Origin of the sequence: Streptomyces sp. CB03234, assembly GCF_001905885.1 — a bacterium.
GTDB lineage: Bacteria > Actinomycetota > Actinomycetes > Streptomycetales > Streptomycetaceae > Streptomyces.
In genome coordinates this window covers 611,935-633,994 of sequence record NZ_LIYH01000001.1, presented here as the reverse complement: position 1 = coordinate 633,994, position 22,060 = coordinate 611,935, and the positions used below count along the sequence as shown (strand labels likewise).

18 protein-coding genes and 3 tRNA genes are annotated in these 22,060 nt (G+C 70.1%); 7 read left to right on the top strand and 14 right to left on the bottom strand.

The window, feature by feature from the left end; genetic code table 11:
• Position 1: 1 nt before the first annotated feature.
• The 4 genes from AMK26_RS02830 to AMK26_RS36880 form a co-directional block, all read right to left on the bottom strand.
• Positions 2-1,336 carry a putative antirestriction adenine methyltransferase gene (locus AMK26_RS02830; protein WP_073751546.1) on the bottom strand — a complete coding sequence of 445 codons (1,335 nt, stop codon included), beginning with the start codon at positions 1,334-1,336 and terminating at the stop codon, positions 2-4.
• A gap of 133 nt (positions 1,337-1,469) precedes the next feature.
• Entirely contained in the window at positions 1,470-1,871 is a 402-nt protein-coding gene (locus AMK26_RS02825) for a DUF488 family protein (protein ID WP_073751545.1), read from the bottom strand.
• Positions 1,872-2,146: 275 nt separating this feature from the next.
• On the bottom strand, positions 2,147-3,289 hold the full coding sequence (locus tag AMK26_RS02820; protein WP_073751543.1) for a ParB/RepB/Spo0J family partition protein: 1,143 nt from the start codon (positions 3,287-3,289) through the stop codon (positions 2,147-2,149).
• A 429-nt stretch (positions 3,290-3,718) separates the two neighbouring features.
• A complete protein-coding gene (locus tag AMK26_RS36880) occupies positions 3,719-3,889 on the bottom strand; it encodes a hypothetical protein (protein ID WP_158071099.1) in 171 nt (56 codons plus the stop codon).
• Positions 3,890-4,134: 245 nt separating this feature from the next.
• On the opposite strand from AMK26_RS36880, the gene AMK26_RS02815 reads away from it, so the two are divergent.
• Both AMK26_RS02815 and AMK26_RS02810 read left to right on the top strand, forming a co-directional pair.
• Complete coding sequence (locus AMK26_RS02815; protein WP_073751541.1) at positions 4,135-4,674, top strand: hypothetical protein; 540 nt, start codon at positions 4,135-4,137, stop codon at positions 4,672-4,674.
• A gap of 125 nt (positions 4,675-4,799) precedes the next feature.
• Positions 4,800-5,456 carry a hypothetical protein gene (locus AMK26_RS02810; protein WP_143608437.1) on the top strand — a complete coding sequence of 219 codons (657 nt, stop codon included), beginning with the start codon at positions 4,800-4,802 and terminating at the stop codon, positions 5,454-5,456.
• On the opposite strand, the gene AMK26_RS02805 is transcribed toward AMK26_RS02810, so the two are convergent.
• Together AMK26_RS02805 and AMK26_RS02800 are read right to left on the bottom strand one after the other, a co-directional pair.
• Positions 5,453-6,430: a recombinase family protein gene (locus tag AMK26_RS02805; protein ID WP_073751537.1), complete on the bottom strand. Its 978-nt coding sequence runs from the start codon at positions 6,428-6,430 to the stop codon at positions 5,453-5,455. The two genes, AMK26_RS02810 and AMK26_RS02805, sit on opposite strands and share 4 nt — an antisense overlap.
• Positions 6,431-6,518: 88 nt before the next feature.
• Positions 6,519-6,794 (bottom strand): DNA-binding protein, encoded by a 276-nt coding sequence (locus AMK26_RS02800; protein ID WP_073751535.1) that lies wholly within the window; start codon positions 6,792-6,794, stop codon positions 6,519-6,521.
• Between the two features lie 165 nt (positions 6,795-6,959).
• Between AMK26_RS02800 and AMK26_RS02795 the strand changes: the two genes are divergently transcribed.
• The gene (locus AMK26_RS02795) at positions 6,960-8,849 is read left to right on the top strand and encodes a tyrosine-type recombinase/integrase (RefSeq protein ID WP_073751533.1); all 1,890 of its coding nucleotides are present in this window, start codon (positions 6,960-6,962) and stop codon (positions 8,847-8,849) included.
• A gap of 151 nt (positions 8,850-9,000) precedes the next feature.
• Here AMK26_RS02795 and AMK26_RS02790 read toward each other — a convergent pair.
• The 3 genes from AMK26_RS02790 to AMK26_RS02780 form a co-directional block, all read right to left on the bottom strand.
• Positions 9,001-9,074: transfer RNA gene (locus tag AMK26_RS02790), tRNA-Ile, on the bottom strand.
• 200 nt (positions 9,075-9,274) lie between these two features.
• A tRNA-Asn gene (locus AMK26_RS02785) sits at positions 9,275-9,347 on the bottom strand.
• A 5-nt stretch (positions 9,348-9,352) separates the two neighbouring features.
• Positions 9,353-9,425: transfer RNA gene (locus AMK26_RS02780), tRNA-Asn, on the bottom strand.
• A gap of 171 nt (positions 9,426-9,596) precedes the next feature.
• Here AMK26_RS02780 and AMK26_RS02775 point away from each other — a divergent pair.
• The 4 genes from AMK26_RS02775 (at position 9,597) to AMK26_RS02760 (ending at position 15,100) form a co-directional block, all read left to right on the top strand.
• Positions 9,597-9,899 (top strand): hypothetical protein, encoded by a 303-nt coding sequence (locus AMK26_RS02775; protein ID WP_073751531.1) that lies wholly within the window; start codon positions 9,597-9,599, stop codon positions 9,897-9,899.
• Positions 9,900-9,920: 21 nt separating this feature from the next.
• Positions 9,921-11,363, top strand: a complete 1,443-nt coding sequence (locus AMK26_RS02770) for an FGGY family carbohydrate kinase (protein ID WP_073751529.1) — start codon at positions 9,921-9,923, stop codon at positions 11,361-11,363.
• A gap of 66 nt (positions 11,364-11,429) precedes the next feature.
• The gene (locus AMK26_RS02765) at positions 11,430-13,163 is read left to right on the top strand and encodes an ABC transporter ATP-binding protein (protein WP_073751527.1); all 1,734 of its coding nucleotides are present in this window, start codon (positions 11,430-11,432) and stop codon (positions 13,161-13,163) included.
• Positions 13,163-15,100, top strand: coding sequence for an ABC transporter ATP-binding protein (locus AMK26_RS02760; protein WP_073751525.1), 1,938 nt, complete (start codon positions 13,163-13,165; stop codon positions 15,098-15,100). Before AMK26_RS02765 ends, AMK26_RS02760 begins: the two co-directional genes overlap by 1 nt.
• On the opposite strand, the gene AMK26_RS02755 is transcribed toward AMK26_RS02760, so the two are convergent.
• The 5 genes from AMK26_RS02755 to AMK26_RS02735 form a co-directional block, all read right to left on the bottom strand.
• Positions 15,101-16,333, bottom strand: coding sequence for an RNA polymerase sigma factor (locus AMK26_RS02755; protein WP_073752966.1), 1,233 nt, complete (start codon positions 16,331-16,333; stop codon positions 15,101-15,103).
• A gap of 169 nt (positions 16,334-16,502) precedes the next feature.
• Entirely contained in the window at positions 16,503-18,407 is a 1,905-nt protein-coding gene (dnaG, locus tag AMK26_RS02750; RefSeq protein ID WP_241837772.1) for a DNA primase, read from the bottom strand.
• A gap of 10 nt (positions 18,408-18,417) precedes the next feature.
• On the bottom strand, positions 18,418-19,686 hold the full coding sequence (locus tag AMK26_RS02745; RefSeq protein WP_073751521.1) for an NAD(P)/FAD-dependent oxidoreductase: 1,269 nt from the start codon (positions 19,684-19,686) through the stop codon (positions 18,418-18,420).
• A 108-nt stretch (positions 19,687-19,794) separates the two neighbouring features.
• A complete protein-coding gene (locus tag AMK26_RS02740) occupies positions 19,795-21,096 on the bottom strand; it encodes a deoxyguanosinetriphosphate triphosphohydrolase (protein ID WP_073751519.1) in 1,302 nt (433 codons plus the stop codon).
• Positions 21,097-21,133: 37 nt separating this feature from the next.
• Positions 21,134-22,033, bottom strand: coding sequence for a sirohydrochlorin chelatase (locus AMK26_RS02735; protein ID WP_073751517.1), 900 nt, complete (start codon positions 22,031-22,033; stop codon positions 21,134-21,136).
• Positions 22,034-22,060 lie beyond the last annotated feature (27 nt).

Sequence of the window (22,060 nt, the reverse complement as noted above, 5' to 3'; positions counted from 1 at the left end):
GTCAGACTCCCGTCTTCGTCGTCGGGGCGCCCCACCGCTTCGCCCACATCTCAAGGGCCTCGGCCAGCGTGTGCTGGCCCATCGCCCCCTGGTACTGGAGCTGGAACTTCCAGCCGTCCTCGTTCGATGGGCTGCGCTTGTGCAGCCGCAGCAGTCCGCGGTACTTCATCGACACGGGGTTGTTGCTGAACGCCGTCGTCGCCACCCGCCGGATCCGCCGCGAGAATGCCCGCTGGCACAACAACTGCGCCTCGGCGCTGGTGGCCGCGAGCACGATCAGCTTCGACAACCGCGGGTAGTCGGTCGGCGCGACCGCGAAGTCCGAGAGCACGTACGCCTCGTCCGGCGTGAACGTGCTCGGAGCCATCGCGAACACGCCCAGGAGCCGTCCGCCGCCGTCCTTCACCGCGACGGCCAGGTTCGCCGCGCCCGGCGCGATCTTCGGGTTGAGGTACCGGGAGCGCAGCGCGTTGAACTGGCCGGGCTTCAGCAGCGACAGCCTCAGCGGACCGACGAGTTGGTCACCCTCGCGCAGGCGGGGGACCTTCACCGGCTCGATCGGCTGGCGTGGAGCGACGATCCGCGTCCGGGCCTGACTGGCGTACACGTAGAAGGGAGCGGCGCGCGGGGTCGCCTTGATCACGCCGCGCAGGTACGGGTGCAGCTCGGGCACGTCGTGGTTGGAGGCCGTCAGCCAGTACGGCCGGTCCGTGATCGCGCCGAGCACGCTGACCACGTCGTCGTCGGACAGCGGCTCGTACTCGGGCGCGTCCCAGGTGAAGTGCGCTTCCAGCGGCTCGTACAGCTTCTCGTAGCCGCCGCCGTAGAAGGGAGGGAAGGAGCACACCGGGGCGTCACGAGGAACCTTCTGGAGCCAGGAACGCACGTCTTCCACCTCGTAGGAGGCGAGTTCGATGTCCGAGCCGGACAGCCGCTCGACCGTCTCCGCGTGCTTGACCTTCCACTGCTCCCGGTAGGAGCGGACGACCCGTTCGTGCCACAGCCCCTCGCGGCCGACGCTGGCGAGGAACCGCGTGCCGAGCATGAGCGTGGCGACGGTGCCGACGCCGTCGTCCAAGGAGTCCGCGAGCCAGCCGAGTTCGTCTCGGCTCTCCTCGCGGAGCTGGATGCCGACCGGTTGCCGGGTGAGCCACCGGCCGACGGCGCTGGTGTAGATGGACACGTCGGAGGAGTGGAGGGCGAAGCCCATGCCGGCCACGCTGCGCTCGATGGTGAAGTTGCCGCAGCACGGGACGTACACCGGGCCACTCGGCCAGCCGCTGGCGGTCTCGCGCACGATGGAGCGCATGGGGCCCGGGATGGTGCCCTGGAACATCTTCGCCTCCCGACGAACGACAGCGCCCGGCCTCGGTGGGATGCCGGGGCCGGGCGCTGCGCTGGAACCTTACACAAGGAGCAGGCAGCCCCTTGGAATAATGTCACCTATCTGTGGAGCGCGGTTCCGACGCTCAGATCAAGGTGCCCTGCTGATCCATCGGGGACAGCTCCCGCACCTCGTCCCCCGTGACGTCCTTCCACCAGGCGGCGAACACGCGGCGGTGGCACCACAGGCCCGGCTTGGCCAGGTCCTCGAAGCAGAGCAGCACCAGGCGGTGATCGCCCTCGGCCTGCGTGATCTGCCGCAGCCGCGCGGCGATCCGCTCGGGTCCGAGCTGGTCGAGGTCGGCTCGGTAGGCCGTCGTGAACTCGGGCTCAGGCTGGGAGAGGTAGTCCCGACGCGGCGCGAGCTCCCGCACCGAGTGGGTGAGGGAGTAGGGGAGTTTGAAGCGGGGAGCGCCCAGGGTGATGCGGACCGGCACCCCTTGCGGGCACTGGAACGCCTGGAACCGGTTGGTGAACAGAGTGAGCACGTAGCCATTCCTTTCATGGTGCTCAGATGCCGGGTGCGTCGGCGTCGCCGCCGGCGGCCCCCGGTGACCGATGATGCCGCCCGCTCGGACCTTCGGTGGCCTGAGCGGCACCGGGCGCGTAGGGAGAGCCCCCTGCGCGCCCGGCTCGGGCCGAAACGGGTTGGAATTCGGAGAGGAATTCAAGCGGAAAGAGGCGCGGCCGGAATTCCGGCCGCGCCCACTCACCCAAACCCACAGGAGAAGAAGGGGCGCGACCGCCGCCGCACCCCTCCGGTCTACTTCGCTGCCGCTTCCGCCTTCTTGGCAGGCGTCCGGCGCGCCGGGGCCTTCGCGCCCGCGGCCGTGCGCGCCGCGGGCTTCGGGCCGGGCTTGGCCGCCGCCTTCTTCGCCGTGGACTGCGGCTCGTCCGCCGCCTTCGCCTCCGGCTTCTCGGCCTTCGCCTCGGGCTTGGCCGCCGCCTCGACCTTCTTCGCAGCCGCCGCCTCCTGCTGGACCTCAACGGCCGCCTTGTTGAACTCCTCGGCCATGGCCCGCTGGATACCCTGCGCCTTGCTCAGCAGGTTCCGCACCATCTGCACCTTGGCGTACAGGCGGCCGACGACCCGCAGGTGACGGGCGAGGTCGTCGCCGAGGATGACGGCCAGGTCCTCCGGCTTCTTCTCCGCGAGCTCCTCCAGCAGCGGGATCAGGACCTCCTCCGCCTTGCCGAGTCCGTCCTTCGCCTTGGCCTTGGCCTTCTTCTGCTTTTCCTGCTCCTCGGCCGTCGGCGCCTTCTCGTTGGTGAGGGAGGTCTGCTGCTCCATCATCTTGAGGCCGTTGGCGAAGTGCTGCGCCTCGGCCTCGCTGTCGAAGTCGCCGCGCACATACCGCATGGCCGCCACCATCTGGTTCGCCGGGTTGAGCTGGGCGATGTGCCAGGCGAGGTTGTTCTTGATCTGCCCCTGGTCGACCATCTCGGCCACCTCGGGGCGCAGGGTGAGCAGGCCCAGCCGCCAGGTGATGTGCGTCTCCGTCTTGCCGAACTGCTTGGCGATCTTCGCCGGGGTCCATCCGGCGGCCTTGAGGTCGGCGTACGCACCGGCCTCCTCCATGATGGTCATGTCCGCCCGGTTGACGTTCTCAGCGATGCTGAGGACGTACGCCTCCTCCTCGGTGGCACCCTCGACGACCTTCGCCGGGATGACCTCCAGGCCGGCCGCCTGGCAGGACCGCCAGCGCCGCTCGCCCGCGATCAGCATGTAGGGGACCTTAGCGCCCTCGACCGGCCGGACGACGACCGGCTGGAGGAGGCCGTTCTCCTTAATGCTGTTGGTCAGCTCATCCTGCGCCTCCTCCGAGAAGAACTTCCTCGGCTGCTCCGGGTTGGGAGCGATCTCGCTGACCTTGATGTTGATGAACTCGACCTTGTTCTCAGCCATTTCCCCGCGCCTTTCGTGAATTCCGTTAGGGATTTTTCCCTTTGTTCTTACACTTATATCTTAATGGCGAATACCGCCAAAGCAAGTTCCGAACTCTTTTAATTCAAAGGAATTCAGAAAGGAGAATTCGCCGCATTTCTGATTCCTCTGTCTGGCTGCGGACATGAGAGAGCCCGCCGCGACCAAGCGGTCACGGCGGGCTGGCTCCCGTCACGCACCCCGACGGCCGCACCGGACGGCCGACTCCTCGCCGGGTGGGGCGCGGGGGGGTCGGCCACCCGGCGAGGAGTAGGGAAGGACGCCGCTCACGCGACGCTGCCGTGCGGGCTCCTGCGGCTGCTGTACCCGCCCGGCACGTCAGAACGTACAGCAGACGACTAAAAATGTCACCTATCTCTGGGGAGTCGGGGCGCGGCGTCGCCCGACGGTTCAACAGGCGCCGTCTTCCTCGCCTTCGTCTGGTTCCCTGCCGCGTATCCCGGCCTGCCACTCCAGCACCTTGCGGGCTTCCGCGCGGGCAGCGGCCCCGGCTTCGCCTCGGAGCCCGCATGGTGGCTGCTTGACCAACTCAGCGATCCGCCGCTCGTCGATTTCGGACATGCGATTCCTCCCGTGAACGGCAAGCGCGCCGCCTTCGCCCGCCCAGATGCGACTTCCTCGACACGCCCGCCCCTGATGCAGGCTGAGAGCACGCTGATGTCCGCCGTTCACCCGACGGCTCCCCCGAGGAAAACTGTCCAGAACCTTATACAACCCCTCGACCTGGGGGTACTCTAGGCGTAGAGGCGTAAGTTACCGGCCAGTCACCTGCGGCGAGCATACGACACGGGCCAGAGAAGACGGACATGGCAGACACCCGCGACCAGCCCCAACCGCTCAGTTTGAGCGCCAAGTTGCTCGCCCTGCTGCGTCTGCGCCGAGACTCGGAGGGTTTCCCTCCCAGCGTCCGAGACATTGCACAAGCGACCACTCCAGCCGGCCAGCGCAAACCTCTCCTGTCGCACGGCACGGTCAACAGCCTGATGAACGGCACCCACAGCAGCCCCAAGGCCGCCACACTCGCCGCGCTCGCTCAAGCTCTTGACGCCCCGGTAGCGTTCCTGCTGTCCGGGCCGGAGTGGGACGACCTCACCGCGCTCACCGTGTACCAGGAGCGCCCCGAGGCGCGCGAGGCCTTGCGTTTAATGCTGGGTCTAGAGGTGCAGGACATTCTTGAAATCACCATGAAGCTCAAGGAGATTCGCGGTCGACGGGGGCTGTCCGAAGACGTCCCCGCGATCCCCCCGCCTCCCCCCGGCGTCGACCAGCCCCGCGAGGGGCGGCCACGCCGGCTGAGCCTGCACGAAGCCGCTGAGAGGGCAGCGGAAGATCTGGAAGGACGCTGAACCCCTTGGACGGCCTCATCTACGGCGCCTGTGCCCTTGTCACAGCCACCAGCGCGGCCATACGCCTGCACTACACCCGCAAGCGCCGCCAGCAAACGGCATACCCTGTAGCCCGCCGAGCCCGGATGTCGGCTTTCGCGGCCTGCTTCATCGGCTCTCTCCTGGCGATCCCCACAGTCGCCGAAGCCATCGACCGACTCACCACGCTCAACGAGGTCTCCACCCTCGCCTCAGACCTCGCCGCGCTGCTCTTCTGGACCAGTCTGCAAGTCATGGTGGCGGACTGGCGACACATCGGAACCCACCACCTGGGCATCGCGATCCGCATCATCGCGGTGTCCTGCATCGCCCTGCTACTTGTCTGGCAGTACCACCTCGCCGACACCGCACGAGTGGACCTGTCCACCGCCTACGCCCGCAACGACGACGTGGCGGTCTACTTGCTGGCCTACCTCAGCTACTCGGCGGTCGCCGCCCTGGAGATCGGCGCCTTCTCCACCAGCATGGCCTTCGTGACATGGCGAGATCACCCCGCCGCCTCCACTGGCCTGTCGATCGCCGCCGTCGGAGGCATCTGCGGCCTCGCCTACGCCTGCAGCCGCGGTGGTTACCTCATCGCCTACCGCACCGGCCACGCATGGCCACTGGCCGTGGAGAACACCATCAGCCCCGCACTTGCGGGGCTCTCCATCATCTGCGTGGCCACCGGGCTTGCGATGGCCACGATCTGCTACAACCTCCCCCTGAGAAACCCGCACCCGGGGGCGAGCAGCAGGGTCTAAGCAGACTTCTCGTCCGAGGTGGCGTCGCCCCACTGACGCCACTTCAGCGCCACCCGGTCGGCGTCCACGGTACGAGATCCCCTGGACGCCGCCGGGTACACCGCCACCTGCTCCAGCATGAGGACCAGGACACCCTTCTTCGCCTTCAACGGCGCATGCTTCCACCACCGCACCAGGTCCGGAACATCACCAACAGGCACGTGCTTGACCTGCTCCAGAAGGCGCGCCTTCGTCTCGCTCTCGCGGATCACCTGCTTGAGCTCCTGGTCGGCCGACCTGAACGCCTTGAGCGACATGTCCGGCGAGCGCCCGTAGTCCACTCCCAGCTTCTTCTGCCGACGGCGTGCAGCGGCTGCCGCCTTACGCAGGACGGCAGCCTGGGCCAGCAGTTCATCGCGAGCCTCACCGATCAGTGCGCTGACCTCCGGCTTGGCCAACTCCGCCAGCACATGCTCAGCCACGTACGTCTCCAGCAGGTCAGCATTGATGCGGACCTTGCCGCACCCGCCAGGATGCTGCGCCGAGCTCGGCGCGCACCGGTGACCGCGACTCCCCGTGTTCGAGGGCGACGCGCCCAGTGCGGTACCACACAGTCCACAGACACCCAGCGAACCCGAGATCAGGTACTCCCGCTGCTCGGCCCGCTGGTTTTCCGGGTCGTTGGAGGGGCGCATAGCGCGGATGGCCAGGAAGTCCTCGACGGGGATGATCCGCGGGCCACCGGAGTCCACCAGCTCGCCGTTCTCATCCTCCATCAGGCCGGCGATGGCCGGGTGGTCGAGGATCTTCGCGAGAACATCCGGCTTGAAGAGGTTGCCGCGCGTCGTGCGATACCCCTCGGCGTTGATCGCGTCGCAGATGGCGGCGACGCTCTGCCTGAGCAGCCGCCGAGAGGCGGCAGCACGAATCCCCGCCGCCTCACTCTCACGCACCCGCCGGTACGCCATGTCCTCGAAGCCGTACAGCCTTGGCATCTCCTCGCCCCTCCTACCGACCCCCTTGACCCTTATAACTTTACCGAAGATAGGTCACATTATTGGAAACCAAACGAACACCTCAAGATCACACATCACTGCCATCCTTCGCGTTCTCGCCCCCGCCTCCCCGCCGCCGCTCGACGCCGAGGATCTTCCACAGCTCCGCCGTCGGCACCCGGACCGTCCCTCCAAGGGGAAGCGTCCTGACGGGGAACGTGCCCGTCCTGATCAACTCGTACGCCTTGTCGCGGCCAATGCCCAGTGCACGTCCAGCTGTTGTCACATTGACCGTGGCTGGTAGAGCAAGCAGCTCCTCCAGCCCCATGGCTCCGGTCGGTCCGCCCGGTTCCTGAGCAGTCATGTCGTTGGTCGCCTGTCTCCCCCGCGCCAACTTGTCAGCAACTTTACAACGCTGTCCGACAGCCCCAGCAAGATCGAAAGAGATCACGCCAGACACGTACGGATACGTACGCACACCGACGACTGGCTGTGATCCAAGCAACGGTCAACAGGGAGCAGGGGTCGGATGTTCGAGCCGAGCTACTACCGGCGGTGCCAGTGCAAGGGGCCGCTCAAGGACAAGGAGGGCAACCCGGTCCTCGACGCCGAGGGCAAGCCGAAGATCGGGGACATCGGGCTGACGTGCCCGAAGCTCGGCAAGGGACACGGCACCTGGTACTTCTACTTCGAGGCCGAGCGCGGCGAGGGCAACAAGCGTGCCCGAATACGCCGCGGGGGCTTCGCCAAGCTCGATGACGCCAAGAAGAAGGCCAAGGAGCTGTACGACGCGGCCACGGCCGGCACCGACGTGCTCTCCGACGAGACGTGCGGCGACTTCTTCCTCCGGTGGATCAAGGCGAAGAAGTCCCTCGCCCGCACCACCCGCCACGGCTACGAGGAGCACATCAATAACTACCTCCTCCCTCACCTCGGGCACATCAAACGCCGCGACCTCAAGGTCCGGCACCTCGACAAGATGTACGACGCGATCGAGAAGGAGAACGCCGAGCGGATCCTGCACCGTCTACGCGTCGATCAGCTCCAGAAGGAACGCGATGCCGCGCACCGGGCCTGGGTGAAGACGGCGGGCTACGCAAAGAAGGAGGAGCGGCGAGCCGCCCGCCGCGCCTTCCTCGACGCGAACGCCGCGCTCCGCGAGGGCAGGAAAGGGCTGCGGAAGGTCACCTCCGCCGCCACCATGCACCGCATCAACGACACCCTCAGCTCGGCGCTGTCCTGGGGGATCAAGCGCGAGCAGGCGTTCGCCAAGAACTGGGCACAGCTCGTGGAGCTGCCGCCGGTCACCCGGCCGAAGCCGCTCGTCTGGACACCCGAGCGCATCGAGCACTGGAAGCGCACCGGCGAGAAGCCCGGCCCGGTCATGGTCTGGACACCGGAGCTGACCGGTCAGTTCCTCGACTTCGTCAAGGACGACTGGCTCTACGAGCTGTGGCACGGCTTCATCTTCCTCGGCCCCCGCCGCGGCGAGATGGCCGCACTGCCCTGGACAGAGGTCAGCACCGACGCCCTCTGGCTGCGGATCTCCCAGCAGATCGTGGAGGTGGCCTACAAGCTGTACGGCGAGGCGCCGAAGGCCGACAGCGTCCGCACCCTCTCCCTAAGCCTCGAGTCCGGCGACAACCTCGTCAGCTTCCGCGCGAAGCAGGAGCAGAAGCGCCAGGAGTGGGGAGACGCCTACGTCGAGACCGGCCGCGTGTGGACGCACGAGAACGGCGAGGCGCTGCACCCGGACTGGATCTCCCGCCGCTTCACCCGCCTTGTCGAGCTGTCCGGCCTGCCCCCGGTCCGCCTGCACGACCTGCGTCACCTCGCGGCCACCCTGTCCCTGCTCGCCGGTACCGACATCAAGGTGGTCCAGGAGAAGCTGGGGCACTCCTCGCGCCAGATCACCTCCGACACCTACACCAGCGTGCTGCCCGAGATGATGCGGGCCGAGGCCGAGTCGGTCATGGCCGTCGTCCCCCGCGACGTCCCCTTCGAGGTGCGCACCCCGCTGACGATCCCCGAGACGGCCTGGCAGAACGACATCGCCGTCTTCTTCGCCCACGGCGCACGGCAGTCAGGTGACGCCTGGGCCGTTGGAGCGCAGACCGAACCGGACTCCGATCTCCTCGGCATGATCACCCTCGCTGGCCGGGGCCAGGACGACGCCGCCAACGCGGCCGTGAAGTGGGTGCGGGATCACTGCACCGCGAACGATCTGGAGCTGGTCCGGGTCGAGAACTTCAACGACCGGTACCCGGAGGAGCAGCGAGCCGAGTTCTCGCTCACACGCTTCACGATCGCCCGCTCCGAGTCTCCGGGCGTGGACGGCTGGGCGCTGCCGACGGGCCTGCCGCCCGCAGCGTCCCGGACCGCCCGCCGGGCTTCGAACGGGCATCGGAAGGCGGCGTGAGGGCCCCTGTGTCCCCTGAGCCGGCCCCGTGTCCCCTGTGTGTCCCCTGGATCTTGGTCTGAACGAATGAACGGGGGTCGCCACCCTGGAGTGGTGACCCCCGTTCTCGCGTTTCCGCAGGTAGAAACGGTTCTCTGGGAGAACCTTGGGGTGGGGCGGGTGGGACTCGAACCCACGGCCGACGGATTATGAGTCCGCTGCTCTAACCGGCTGAGCTACCGCCCCTTACGGCGCGTCGCGCACATTTGTGCGCGCCGTCTGCCGCAGCATAGCCGCTCATACGATCTCCTGCTCCGGATGGTCGGCAACGCACGACCATGAGGACTGCTCCGCGCCCGTGATGGTTCCCTCCGGGACGGAATCGGGGCAAAAAGATCGGGGCAAGAAGACGGGAGAGGGCCCCTGAGGACCCTCTCCCGTCACCGCTCCCCCGGCTGGACTCGAACCAGCAACCCTCCGGTTAACAGCCGAATGCTCTGCCAATTGAGCTACAGGGGATCGCGCTCCCCCGACTGGACTCGAACCAGTAACCTGCCGGTTAACAGCCGGCTGCTCTGCCAATTGAGCTACAGGGGATTGCTGCGTTGCACCGAACGTACCTACCTGGGGCGTCCCGGGCGGCGCTCGCTCGCTGCGACACATACATTAGCGCAAGCAGGGGGGTGCTCCGCCAATCGGTTCCCCTGGGTGATCTCCGGCCCTGACGGGTAGGCGGCCAGCACCGACGCCTACGGAAGGGTGGCAGCCATGCGGTACAAGCTCACGTTCGTCGTTGGACTGGCCCTCGGTTACGTCCTCGGCACCCGTGCCGGGCGCGAGCGCTACGAACAGCTGCGCAAGTCCGCGCGCGAGTTCTCCCACAACCCGGCCGTGCGCAACGCGGCCGAGACGGCCGCGCAGACCGGGCGGGAGGTGGCCGGGAAGGCGCTGCACACCGTGAGCGACAAGGTCGGGGACCGGATGCCCGAGTCGGTCGCCGAGCGGGTGCGCTCGCTGAGGGAGCGCAGTCAGGGAGGCGGCGAGGACGAGTGGGGGACCAGTAACACCTAGGGTGCGGCAGAATCTATCCCCATGGGGATAGTCGCCGGGTTGGACAGTTCGTCGGGTTTCACGCGCATCGTCGTCTGTGACACGGAAACGGGTGCGGTGCTGCGACAGGGATACGCCACGCATCCCATCGAGCCGAAGGCGACCGAGGTCGACCCGCAGGCGTGGCTCCTCTCCCTCGGCGAGGCCGCCTCCGGCGGGCTGCTCGAGGGCGTCCAGGCCATCGGCGTCTCCGCGCAGCAGCACGGGCTGGTGCCGCTGGACCGGCAGGGCGCCCTGGTGCGGCCCGCGCTGGTCGGCAACGACAAGCGGGCCCAGGTGGCCGCCGCCGACCTGGTCGAGGCGTTCGGGGGGCGTCAGGCGTGGGCGGAGGCCGTGGGCTGCGTACCTCAGGCGGCGCAGCCGGTGGCGAAGCTGCGGTGGCTGGCGCGTACGGAGCCGGAGGCGGCGGCGCGGGTGGCGATGGTGCTCCAGCCGCACGACTGGCTGGTGTGGCAGCTGCTGGGCCGGCCGGTGCGCAGGACCACGGACCGGGGCGCCGCGTCGGGGACGGGCTACTGGTCGGCGGGTACGGGTGCGTACCGGCCGGATCTGGTGGAGCTGGCGCTGGGGCACCAGGCCGCACTGCCGGAGGTGCTGGGGCCCGCCGAGGCCGCCGGGATGACGCCGGAGGGGCTGCTGATCTCGGCCGGGACCGGCGAGACCATGGCGGCCGCGCTCGGGCTGGGGCTCGGGACCGGGGACGCCGTCGTGTCGCTGGGGGCGTCGGGGTCGGTCATGGCGGTGCACCACGAGGCGTTGGCCGATCCGCGCGGAATGATCACGGCGTTCGCGGACGCGGCGGGGATGCACCTGCCGGTCGTCCACACGTCGAACGCGGTACGGGCACTGCGCGGGACCGCCGAGATGCTGGGCCTGGACGGGGGCCTGGAGGAGCTGTCGGCGCTGGCGCTGAAGTCGACGCCGGGCGCCTCCGGGCTCGTCCTGCTGCCGTATCTGGAGGGTGAGCGCACCCCGCAGCTGCCGCACACGGCCGGGACGCTGAGCGGGCTGCGGCGTGAGTCGATGAAGCCGGAGCACCTGGCGCGGGCGGCGTTCGAGGGCATGCTGTGCTCGCTGGCGGACGCGATGGACGTGCTGCGCGGGCGGGGCGTGGAGGTGCGGCGGGTGTTCCTGCTGGGGGCGGCGGCGGAGCTGCCCGCGGTCCAGGCGCTCGCGCCGGCGATCTTCGGCGCGCAGGTCGTCGTACCCCAGCCGGCCGATTACGCGGCGCTGGGTGCGGCACGGCAGGCGGCGTGGGCGCTGGGGGTCTCGCAGGGCGTGCTGTCGCCGCAGACTCCGCCGGCCTGGCAGGGCGCCGCGGCCCAGGTATTCGAGCCGGGCGAGGAGATCGCGGTGGGGCAGGCGGTCCGTCAGCAGTACGGCGCGACGCGCGAGCAGTTGCACCCCGGAGCCTTCTCTTCGTAGGGGTCGTGCGGCAAAGGACCGGGAAACCGAGTCGTAAGGGCGGGCTCGTGCGGCGATAGTTGAAGCGTGCTCAGACAACTTCTCCGGATCCATCTGGGGCCGTACAAACGGCCCATAGCCCTGCTGGTGGCGCTTCAGCTGTTGCAGACGTGCGCCACCCTCTATTTGCCCACGCTCAACGCGGACATCATTGACAACGGTGTCGTGCGTGGTGACACCGGTTACATCCTCACGTTCGGCGCGCTGATGGTCGCCGTCTCGGTGGTGCAGGTCGTCTGCAACATCGGCGCCGTCTACTACGGGGCGCGCACCGCGGCGGCGCTCGGGCGGGACGTACGGGCGGCGGTCTTCGACCGGGTGCAGTCGTTCTCGGCGCGGGAGGTCGGGCACTTCGGGGCGCCGTCGCTGATCACCCGGACGACCAATGACGTCCAGCAGGTGCAAATGCTGGTGCTGATGGCGTTCACGCTGATGGTGTCGGCGCCGATCATGTGCGTGGGCGGCGTCATCATGGCGCTCGGGCAGGACGTGCCGCTGTCGGGCGTGCTGCTGGCGGTGGTTCCGGTGCTGGGCATCGCCGTCTCGCTGATCGTGAAGAGGATGCGGCCGCTGTTCCGCACGATGCAGGAGCGGCTGGACACGGTGAACCGGGTGCTGCGCGAGCAGATCACCGGCAACCGGGTGATCCGCGCCTTCGTGAAGGACGCCTACGAGCGGGAGCGGTTCGAGCGCGCCAACGCCGACCTGACCGACGTGTCGATGTCGACCGGCCGGCTGATGGCGCTGATGTTCCCCACCGTGATGACCGTCGTGAACGTCTCCAGCGTCGCCGTGGTCTGGTTCGGCGCGCACCGCATCGACAGCGGCGGCATGGAGATCGGCGCGCTGACGGCGTTCCTGGCCTATCTGATGCAGATCGTGATGGCCGTGATGATGGCCACGTTCATGTTCATGACGGTGCCGCGCGCCGAGGTGTGCGCCGAGCGCATCGAGGAGGTGCTGCGTACGGAGTCGAGCGTGATCCCGCCGGCGGCTCCGGTGCGGGAGCTGCGGCGGCGCGGGCATCTGGAGGTACGGGGGGCGGACTTCCGCTATCCGGGCGCCGAGGAGCCGGTGCTGCGCGGGGTGGACCTGCTCGCCCGGCCGGGCGAGACGACGGCGATCATCGGATCCACGGGCAGCGGCAAGTCGACGCTGCTGGGTCTGGTGCCGCGGCTGTTCGACGTCACGGGCGGTGAGGTGCTGGTCGACGGCGTGGACGTGCGCGAGCTGGACCCGGCGCTGATCGCGCGGACGGTCGGCCTGGTGCCGCAGAAGCCGTACCTGTTCTCGGGGACGGTCGCGACGAACCTGCGGTACGGGAAGCCCGACGCGAGCGACGAGGAGCTGTGGCACGCGCTGGAGGTGGCCCAGGCCGCCGACTTCGTACGGGAGCTGGAGCACGGCCTGGACGCGCCCGTCGCGCAGGGCGGGACGAACGTGTCGGGCGGGCAGCGGCAGCGCCTGGCGATCGCGCGGACGCTGGTGCAGCGGCCGGAGATCTACCTGTTCGACGACTCGTTCTCGGCGCTGGACTACACGACGGACGCGCTGCTGCGGGCCGCGCTGTCGCGCGAGACCGCCGGGGCGACCGTGGTGATCGTCGCCCAGCGGGTGTCGACGATCCGTGACGCCGACCGGATCGTGGTCCTCGACGAGGGCCGGGTCGTGGGGACGGGACGCCACCACGAGCTGATGGCGGGCAATGAGACGTACCGGGAGATCGTGCTCTCCCAGCTGACCGAGGCGGAGGCTGCCTGATGGCGGGGCCGGCGGGACGGATGATGGCGGCGGCCGGAGCGGGCCCCGACCAGCGGTCGATGGACTTCAAGGGCTCGGGCAGGCGGCTGCTTCGGCAGCTGAAGCCGGAGAAGGCCACGCTGTGGGCGATGCTGGCGGCCGGGGTGCTGAGCGTGGCGCTGTCGGTGGTCGGCCCGATGATCCTCGGCCGGGCCACCGACCTGATCTTCGCGGGGGTCGTCGGGCGCGAGATGCGGGAGGGGCTGACCAAGGAGCAGGCCCTGGCGGCGCTGCGAGCCGCGGGGGACGGCGGGCTCGCGGACATGCTGTCCGGGGTGGACTTCCGCCCCGGGCAGGGCATCGACTTCGGTGCCGTCGGCGGCGTACTGCTGATCGTTCTGGTGGTGTACATGGCCGCCGGGCTGCTGATGCTGGTGTCGACGCGCATGTCGATCCGGGTGATCAACCGGACCGTGTACCGGCTGCGGGAGGACGTGCAGGCCAAGCTGGAGCGGCTGCCGCTGTCGTACTTCGACCGGGCCAAGCGCGGTGAGGTGCTGAGCCGGGCGACGAACGACATCGACAACATCTCGCAGACCATGCAGCAGACGATGGGCCAGCTGATCAACTCGGCGCTGACCATCGTCGGCGTGCTGGTGATGATGTTCTGGATCTCCCCGCTGCTGGCGCTGGTCGCCCTGGTGACCGTGCCGCTGTCGGTGGTCGTGGCGACGCGGGTCGGCAAGCGGTCGCAGCCGCAGTTCGTTCAGCAGTGGAAGTCGACGGGCCGGCTCAACGCCCACGTCGAGGAGATGTACACCGGGCACGCGCTGGTGAAGGTCTTCGGACGGCAGGGCGAAGCGGCGGCCGACTTCCGGGAGCAGAACGAGGCGCTGTACGAGGCCGGGTTCCGGGCGCAGTTCAACAGCGGGGTGATGCAGCCACTGATGCTGTTCATCTCGAACCTGAACTATGTGCTGGTGGCGGTGGTGGGCGGGCTGCGGGTCGCGTCCGGCTCGCTGTCGATCGGCGACGTCCAGGCGTTCATCCAGTACTCGCGGCAGTTCTCCATGCCGCTGACGCAGGTCGCGTCGATGGCGAACCTGGTGCAGTCCGGGGTCGCGTCCGCCGAGCGGATCTTCGAGCTGCTGGACGCGGAGGAGCAGGAGCCGGACACCGCCCCGGTCCCGGGCCGGGTCTTCGAGCCCGCGGGCCGGGTGACGCTGGAGAAGGTGTCGTTCCGCTACGACCCGGACCGGCCGCTCATCGAGGACCTGTCCCTGTCGGTGGAGCCCGGCCAGACGGTCGCGATCGTCGGCCCGACCGGCGCCGGCAAGACCACCCTCGTCAACCTGCTGATGCGGTTCTACGAGGTGACCGGCGGCCGCATCCTGCTGGACGGGGTCGACGTGACGGAGCTGACGCGGGACGAGCTGCGGTCCAGGATCGGCATGGTGCTCCAGGACACCTGGCTGTTCGGCGGCACGATCGCGGAGAACATCGCGTACGGCGCCTCGCGTGACGTCTCGGCGGAGGAGGTCGAGGAGGCGGCGCGGGCCGCGCACGCGGACCGGTTCATCCGTACGCTGCCGGACGGGTACGACACCGTCATCGACGACGAGGGCTCGGGCGTCAGCGCCGGCGAGAAGCAGCTCATCACGATCGCCCGGGCGTTCCTGTCGGACCCGGTGATCCTCGTCCTGGACGAGGCGACGAGCTCCGTCGACACCCGTACCGAGGTGCTCATCCAGAAGGCGATGGCCCGCCTGGCCCACGGGCGGACGAGCTTCGTCATCGCGCACCGGCTGTCGACCATCCGGGACGCGGACGTGATCCTGGTGATGGAGAACGGGGCGATCGTCGAGCAGGGCTCCCACGAGGAGCTGCTGGCGGCGGAGGGTGCCTATGCCCGCCTGTACGCGTCGCAGTTCGCACAGGCGGTGGCGGAAGTCGACTGATCAGTCCAGGTAGCCGCGCAGCTGGTCCGCGAAGGCGTGGTCCCGCAGCTTGTTGAGGGTCTTGGACTCGATCTGGCGGATGCGTTCGCGCGTCACGCCGAAGATCCGTCCGATCTCCTCCAGGGTGCGGGGCCGGCCGTCGACCAGGCCGTACCGGAGCTGGACGACCTTGCGCTCGCGCTCCCCCAGCGTGGACAGGACGGCCTCCAGGTGCTCGCGCAGCAGGAGGAACGCCGCGGACTCGACGGGGGACGCGGCGTCGCCGTCCTCTATCAGGTCGCCGAGCGCGACGTCGTCCTCCTCGCCGACCGGCGCGTGCAGCGACACGGGCTCCTGCGCGAGGCGCAGCACCTCACCCACCCGCTCGGGCGCGAGGTCCAGGTGGGCGGCGACCTCGTCGTGGGTGGGTTCGTAGCCCCGCTCCTGCAGCATCCGGCGCTGGACCCGCACCACCCGGTTGATCAGCTCGACGACGTGCACCGGGACGCGGATGGTCCGCGCCTGGTCGGCGAGGGCGCGGGACATGGCCTGGCGGATCCACCAGGTGGCGTACGTCGAGAACTTGTAGCCCCGCGCGTAGTCGAACTTCTCGACCGCCCTGATCAGGCCCAGGTTGCCCTCCTGGACGAGGTCGAGCATGGTCAGGCCGCGGCCGACGTAACGCTTGGCGACGGAGACGACCAGGCGCAGGTTCGCCTCGATGAGGCGGCGCTTGGCCATCCGGCCCATGACGACCAGCCGGTCGAGATCCAGGGCCAGTTGGGAGTCCAGGTCGGGGGCGCCGGCGAGCTTCTCCTCGGCGAACAGCCCGGCTTCCACCCGGCGGGCCAGTTCGACCTCCTCGGCGGCGGTGAGCAGGGGTATCCGGCCGATTTCCCGCAGGTACTGGCGGAACAGGTCGGAGGAGGGCCCGCTGCCGGCCGCCGCGGCCGCGCGGCTGGGGGGCGCCGGCTCGGGATCGTCCAGATCCGGCACGGCGTCGGGCACGGCTTCGGGATGGTGCGGCGCAATGCCCTGTACGGGGACGGCGGTGGCCGTGTCCGGGTCGATGTCGGTCAGGGTCCGGGTCTGCACGAGGGCGACCTCCAGGGTGATCGCTGCCGGGTCGGGGGCGTGCGGCAGCGGGACGGCGGCGGCCGTGCCGCTGTTTTCCGTCCCGTACTCGATGAGCGGATCCGCGGGGGTGAGAGGCCCACCGTCGGTGGACCGACCGCGCTGCGAGGACTCAGGCACCGCCACCCAGTGTGGGGTACGACACATCACCGCCAGTAGGGGCGTGCGGCCACTTTTTGCGACCGTCCGGTGACGGCACGCGGTGGCGGCCCGCCCGGGGGCCCGGGCCGGCCCCGGCGGTGCGCTCCCGCGCCGGGGGAACCCCGAAAGGACGCGAACCGCCGGGTGGCTAGAGCGCCGCCGCGCCGTGGTTGCGGAGCGACTGGGCGTACTGCTGGAGGACCCACAGCTCGTTCTGGACGGCGGCGAGGTGGGCCGGGTCGCCGTGGGAGCCGAGGCGGGTGAGGGTGCCCTGGACGTCGCGGATGCGGCGGTCGACCGCGCGGAGGCGGACCTGGACGAGCTGGTCGCCCGCGTACGTCTCGTCGACGGTGCGTCCGTGGATGACCTCCACGGCCAGCTCCGTGACGAGGGCGCGGACCGTGTCGTTGGGCGCGGCGTCCCGGACCCGCGCCAGGTACTCGCCCGCGTTGTCGATGCCCTGTTCGGCGCCGCCCGCGTCCGCGATGGTCTGGCGGACCGCGGCGTACGGCGGGGCGGTGAACTCGTCGGCGCCGTACGCGTCGAAGGCGGGCGAGACGAGGGCCGGGTACTGGAGGGCGAGCTTGAGCAGCTCACGCTCGGTGCGGTGGGCCGGGCTGCGCAGGTTCAGCGCGGGGCCGGAGGGCGCGACGGGGGCCTGCGTCGTGGGCGCGGCGGCAGCCGTGCGGGGCGCGGGCGCCGGGCCCCGGCCGCCGCGGTCCCTGGCCCAGCGGGCGAACTGGGCGACGCGCTTGACGACGAACTGGGTGTCGAGGATGCCGACCATGCCGGCGAGCTGCACGGCGACCTCGTGCTGGGAGGCGATGTTCTTGATGCGGGCGACGATGGGCGCGGCCTCGTCGAGGGCGGCGGCGCGGCCGGCCGGGGTCTCCAGGTCGTACCGGCCCACGATCTGGCGCAGCGCGAACTCGAACAGCGGGGTGCGGGGCTCGACGAGGTCGGCGACCGCGTCGTCGCCCTTGGCGAGGCGCAGGTCGCACGGGTCCATGCCGTCCGGGGCGATGGCGATGTACGTCTCGGCCGCGAACTTCTGGTCGTCCTCGAAGGCCCGCAGCGCGGCCTTCTGGCCGGCGGCGTCGCCGTCGAAGGTGAAGATGACGCGGGCCGAGCCGTTGTCCATCAGCAGCCGGCGGAGGATCTTGATGTGGTCGCTGCCGAAGGCGGTGCCACAGGTGGCGATGGCGGTGGTGACGCCGGCGAGGTGGCAGGCCATGACGTCGGTGTAGCCCTCGACGACGACGGCCCGGCTGGACTTGGCGATGTCCTTCTTGGCCAGGTCGATGCCGTACAGCACCTGGGACTTCTTGTAGATGGGGGTTTCGGGGGTGTTGAGGTACTTGGGTCCGTTGTCGTCGTCGCGGAGTCTGCGCGCGCCGAAGCCGACGACGTCCCCGCCGACGTCCCGGATGGGCCACATCAGGCGGCCGCGGAAGCGGTCGATGGGGCTGCGGCGGGATTCCTGGGAGAGCCCGGAGACGAGCAGTTCCTTGTCGGTGAAGCCCTTGCCGCGCAGGTGGCGGGTGAGGTGGTCCCAGCCGGCCGGGCTGTAGCCGACGCCGAAGTGCTGGGCGGCGGCCTGGTCGAAGCCGCGCTCCGCGAGGAACTTCCGCCCGATCTCGGCTTCGGCGCTGTCCAGTTGCTCGACGTAGAACTGGGCGGCGGCCTTGTGGGCCTCGATGAGCCGGATCCGCTCGCCCCGCTGGTGGCCGGGGTTGTACCCGCCCTCCTCGTACCGCAGGGTGATGCCCGCCTTGGCGGCGAGGCGCTCGACCGTCTCCGAGAAGGACAGGTGGTCGATCTTCATCACGAAGGCGATGGTGTCCCCGCCCTCCTGGCAGCCGAAGCAGTGGAAGAGACCCTTGCTGGGGCTGACCTGGAAGGAGGGGGACTTCTCGTCGTGGAAGGGGCACAGACCCTTGAGGTTGCCGCCGCCGGCGCTGCGCAGCTGGAGGTACTCGGACACGACGGCGTCGATCGGGACCGCGTCCCGTACCGCCTTCACGTCGTCGTCGTTGATCCTGCCGCCTGCCACGTGCTGAATCTTACGGCCGGGGAAGGACATCCCCGAGCGGTGTGGAGGGATCGGCGAGGGCCTCGGGGTCCACGGGCGTACGGGAACGGACGAGGTCCTGGATGTCTCCTGTGACTTCCCACACATTCACGTTCATCCCGGCCAGCACGCGGCGGTCCTTCAGCCAGAACGCGATGAACTCCCGCCTGCCCACGTCGCCGCGCAGCACGACCTGGTCGTACGAGCCGGGCGGCGCCCAGCCGCTGTACTCCATGCCCAGGTCGTACTGGTCGGAGTAGAAGTACGGGACGCGGTCGTAGGAGACGTCCTGGCCGAGCATGGCGCGGGCGGCGGCGGGGCCGCCGTTCAGGGCGTTGGCCCAGTGTTCGACGCGCAGCCGGGTGTGGAGGAGGGGATGCTCGGCGGCGGCCACGTCACCGGCGGCGTAGATGTCCGGGTCGGAGGTGCGCAGCGAGGCGTCGACGGCGATGCCGCCGCCGTGGGCGCGGTCGACCAGGGCGAGGCCCGCGTTCTCGGCGAGGGCGGTGCACGGGGCGGCGCCGACGGCGACGAGGAGGGCGTGGGCGGGGTGCTCCTCGCCGTCCTCGGTGCGGGCGGCGAGCACCATGCCGTCCTGGCCGACGATCTCGGTGAGGCGGACGCCGAAGCGGAAGCGGACTCCGTGCCCGGCGTGCAGGTCGGCGAAGAGCTGGCCGAGTTCAGGGCCGATGACGTGGTGGAGGGGGGTGGGGTCCGGTTCGACGACGGTGACCTCGGCGCCGTATCCGCGCGCGGCGGCGGCGACCTCCAGGCCGATCCAGCCGGCGCCGGCGATGACCAGGTGGCCGTTGTCGCGGCCGAGCGCGGCGAGGGTCCCCTGGAGCAGATCGGCGTGGGCGAGGCGGCGCAGGTGGTGGACGCCGGCGAGGTCGGTGCCGGGGATGTCGAGGCGGCGCGGCTCGGAGCCGGTGGCCAGCAGCAGCTTGTCGTAACCGATGGTGGTGCCGTCGCCGAGGCGTACCGTCCTGGCGGCACGGTCGACGGTGGTGACGGGCTGGCCGAGGTGGAGCTCGATGTCCTGCTCCGCGTACCAGGCGGACTCGTGGACGAACGCCTTCTCGCGAGGCTCCTTCCCCGCGAGGTAGCCCTTGGACAGGGGCGGGCGCTCGTAGGGTGGGTCGACCTCGTCACCGATGAGGATCACGCGGCCGGTGAACCCTTCGGAGCGGAGTGTTTCCGCCGCCTTGGCCCCGGCCAGTCCCCCGCCGACGATGACGAAGGTCTGATCTGCGTCGACCACTTCTTGCCTCCTGAAGGTTCCGGGATTGTCACGCTACGCCGCCATCCCCCAGCAGCGTCCCGTACGGAGCGTGATGTTGGAAGAGGACGTAGGACACGGAGCAGGGGCTCAGCGGCGGCTGGTGAGGCGGGAGTGCAGGGTGCGGGCGGAGGCGTCGGTGAGCGAGGCGATCTGGTCGACGATCACCCGCTTGCGGGCCCGGTCGTCGGGCGCCGTGTCGAACAGCGCGCGGAACTGCGGGTCCAGGCCCTCGGGCGCGCGGGCGGTGAGCGCCTCGGCCAGCTCGGCGAGCACGATGCGCTGGTCGGCGCGCAGCGCCTCCTGCTCGGCGCGCTGCATCACGTACCGGTCGGCGACGGCCTTGAGGACCGCGCACTCGGTGCGGGTCTCGCGCGGTACGACCAGTTCGGCGGCGTACCGGGTGAGGCGGCCGGTGCCGTACGCCCGGCGGGTGGCGGCCTCGGCGGCGAGGCAGAAGCGGCCGATGAGCTGGCTGGTGGCGTCCTTGAGGCGGGCCTGGGCGATGGCCGTGCCGTCGTAGCCGTGCGGCCACCACTCCTGTTCCATGAGCCGGTCCAGGGCGTCGGCCAGCTCCTGGGGGTCGGTGCCTGCGGGCACGTACCGCCCGATGGCGACGCGCCAGATGTCGGCGCGCTCCGGTTCGGCGAGGAGGAGGTTGGGGTCGACGTGGCCGGCGTGGAGGCCGTCCTCGAAGTCGTGCACGGAGTAGGCGACGTCGTCGGACCAGTCCATGACCTGGGCCTCGAAGCACCGGCCGTGCTCGGGGGCGCCCTGCCGTACCCAGTCGAAGACGGGCAGGTCGTCCTCGTACACCCCGAATTTGGGCGAGTCGGGGTCGGTGGGGTGGCCGCCGCGCGGCCAGGGGTATTTGGTGGCGGCGTCGAGTGCGGCGCGGGTGAGGTTGAGCCCGACGCTGACGAGCTCGCCGGACGCCTCGTCGTGGACGAACCGCTTGGGTTCGATGCGGGTGAGCAGGCGCAGCGACTGGGCGTTGCCCTCGAAGCCGCCGCAGTCCTTGGCGAAGTCGTTCAGGGCCTGTTCGCCGTTGTGCCCGAAGGGCGGGTGGCCCATGTCGTGCGAGAGGCAGGCGGCCTCGACGAGGTCGGGGTCGCAGCCGAGGGCGGCGCCCAGCTCCCTGCCGACCTGGGCGCACTCCAGGGAGTGGGTGAGCCGGGTGCGTGGACTGGGGTCCCAGGCGTGACTGCGGGAGCCGGGGGTGACGACCTGGGTCTTGCCGGCCAGCCGCCGCAGCGCGCCCGAGTGCAGCACGCGTGCGCGGTCCCGCTGGAACGCGGTGCGGCCCGGGCGCTTGTCGGGCTCGGGGGCCCAGCGCTCGGTGGCCGCCTCGTCGTACGTACCGTCCATGCCGTTGCCGTCCATGCCGTTCATGCACTGAAGGTAACCGCAGGGACTGACAGTGAACCGGTCAGGCGGGGACCAGTTGGGAGGAGCCGGCCGGGACGGGGGTGGTGGTGAGGGCCTGGTCGTAGCGGTGGAGCACGAGTCGGGCGAGGGCGGCGTGGGCGCCGAGGGGCGCGGCGGCGAGCCAGGGGGCGGCGGCCGCGCTGCGGGTGGCGAACAGGCCGGGGGCGGTGAAGTAGGAGGCGACGGCTATGCGGTGGCGGCCTCGGGCGGTGAGCGCGCGGACGGCTTCGGGGACGGTGGGCGAGGCGGCGGAGGCGTACGCGGGGACGACGGGCACGCCGCCGAGGCGTTCGCTGAGCAGCCCGGCGGTACGGCGGGTGTCGGCGGCCGAGTCGGGGTCGCGGGATCCGGCGGCGGCGAGGACGACGCCGGTGGAGCGGCTGGTGCCGTGCGCGGTGCGCCAGCCGGCTTCGGTGAGCCGGGCGTGGAGCGCTTCGACGAGCAGGGGGTGGGGGCCGAGCGGGGCGGCGACGCGCACGCGCAGGTGGGGTGCGGTGGCGGCGGCGCCGGGCAGGTCGTGCTTGACGTGGTAGCCGCGGCTGAGGAGGAGGGGTACGAGGACGGCGTCGCCGCCGTCCAGGCCGGCGAGGGTGTGGTCGAGCAGCGGGGCGTTCAGTTCGATGTGGCCGAGCCGGACGGGCAGGCTTGGCCGGAGTTCGCGGACCCGGTCGAGCAGGGCGTTCACGGTGGTGAGCGCGCGGGGGTCGCGGCTGCCGTGGGCGACGGCGACGAGGGTGGGCAGGTGGGGTGTGCTCATGGGCCTGCGCGTTCCGTTCGCTGCGTTGAGGTGGAGACGGGTCAGCTGGGTGCCCAGCTGGGAGGTGATGCGGGTGAGCAGCTGGGCGGTGCCGGCGGTGACGTCGAGGGTTCGGGGCTCGCGGGGATCGGCCGGCTGCGTCATGAACCGATGGTGGCGGGTGGGTGTTGC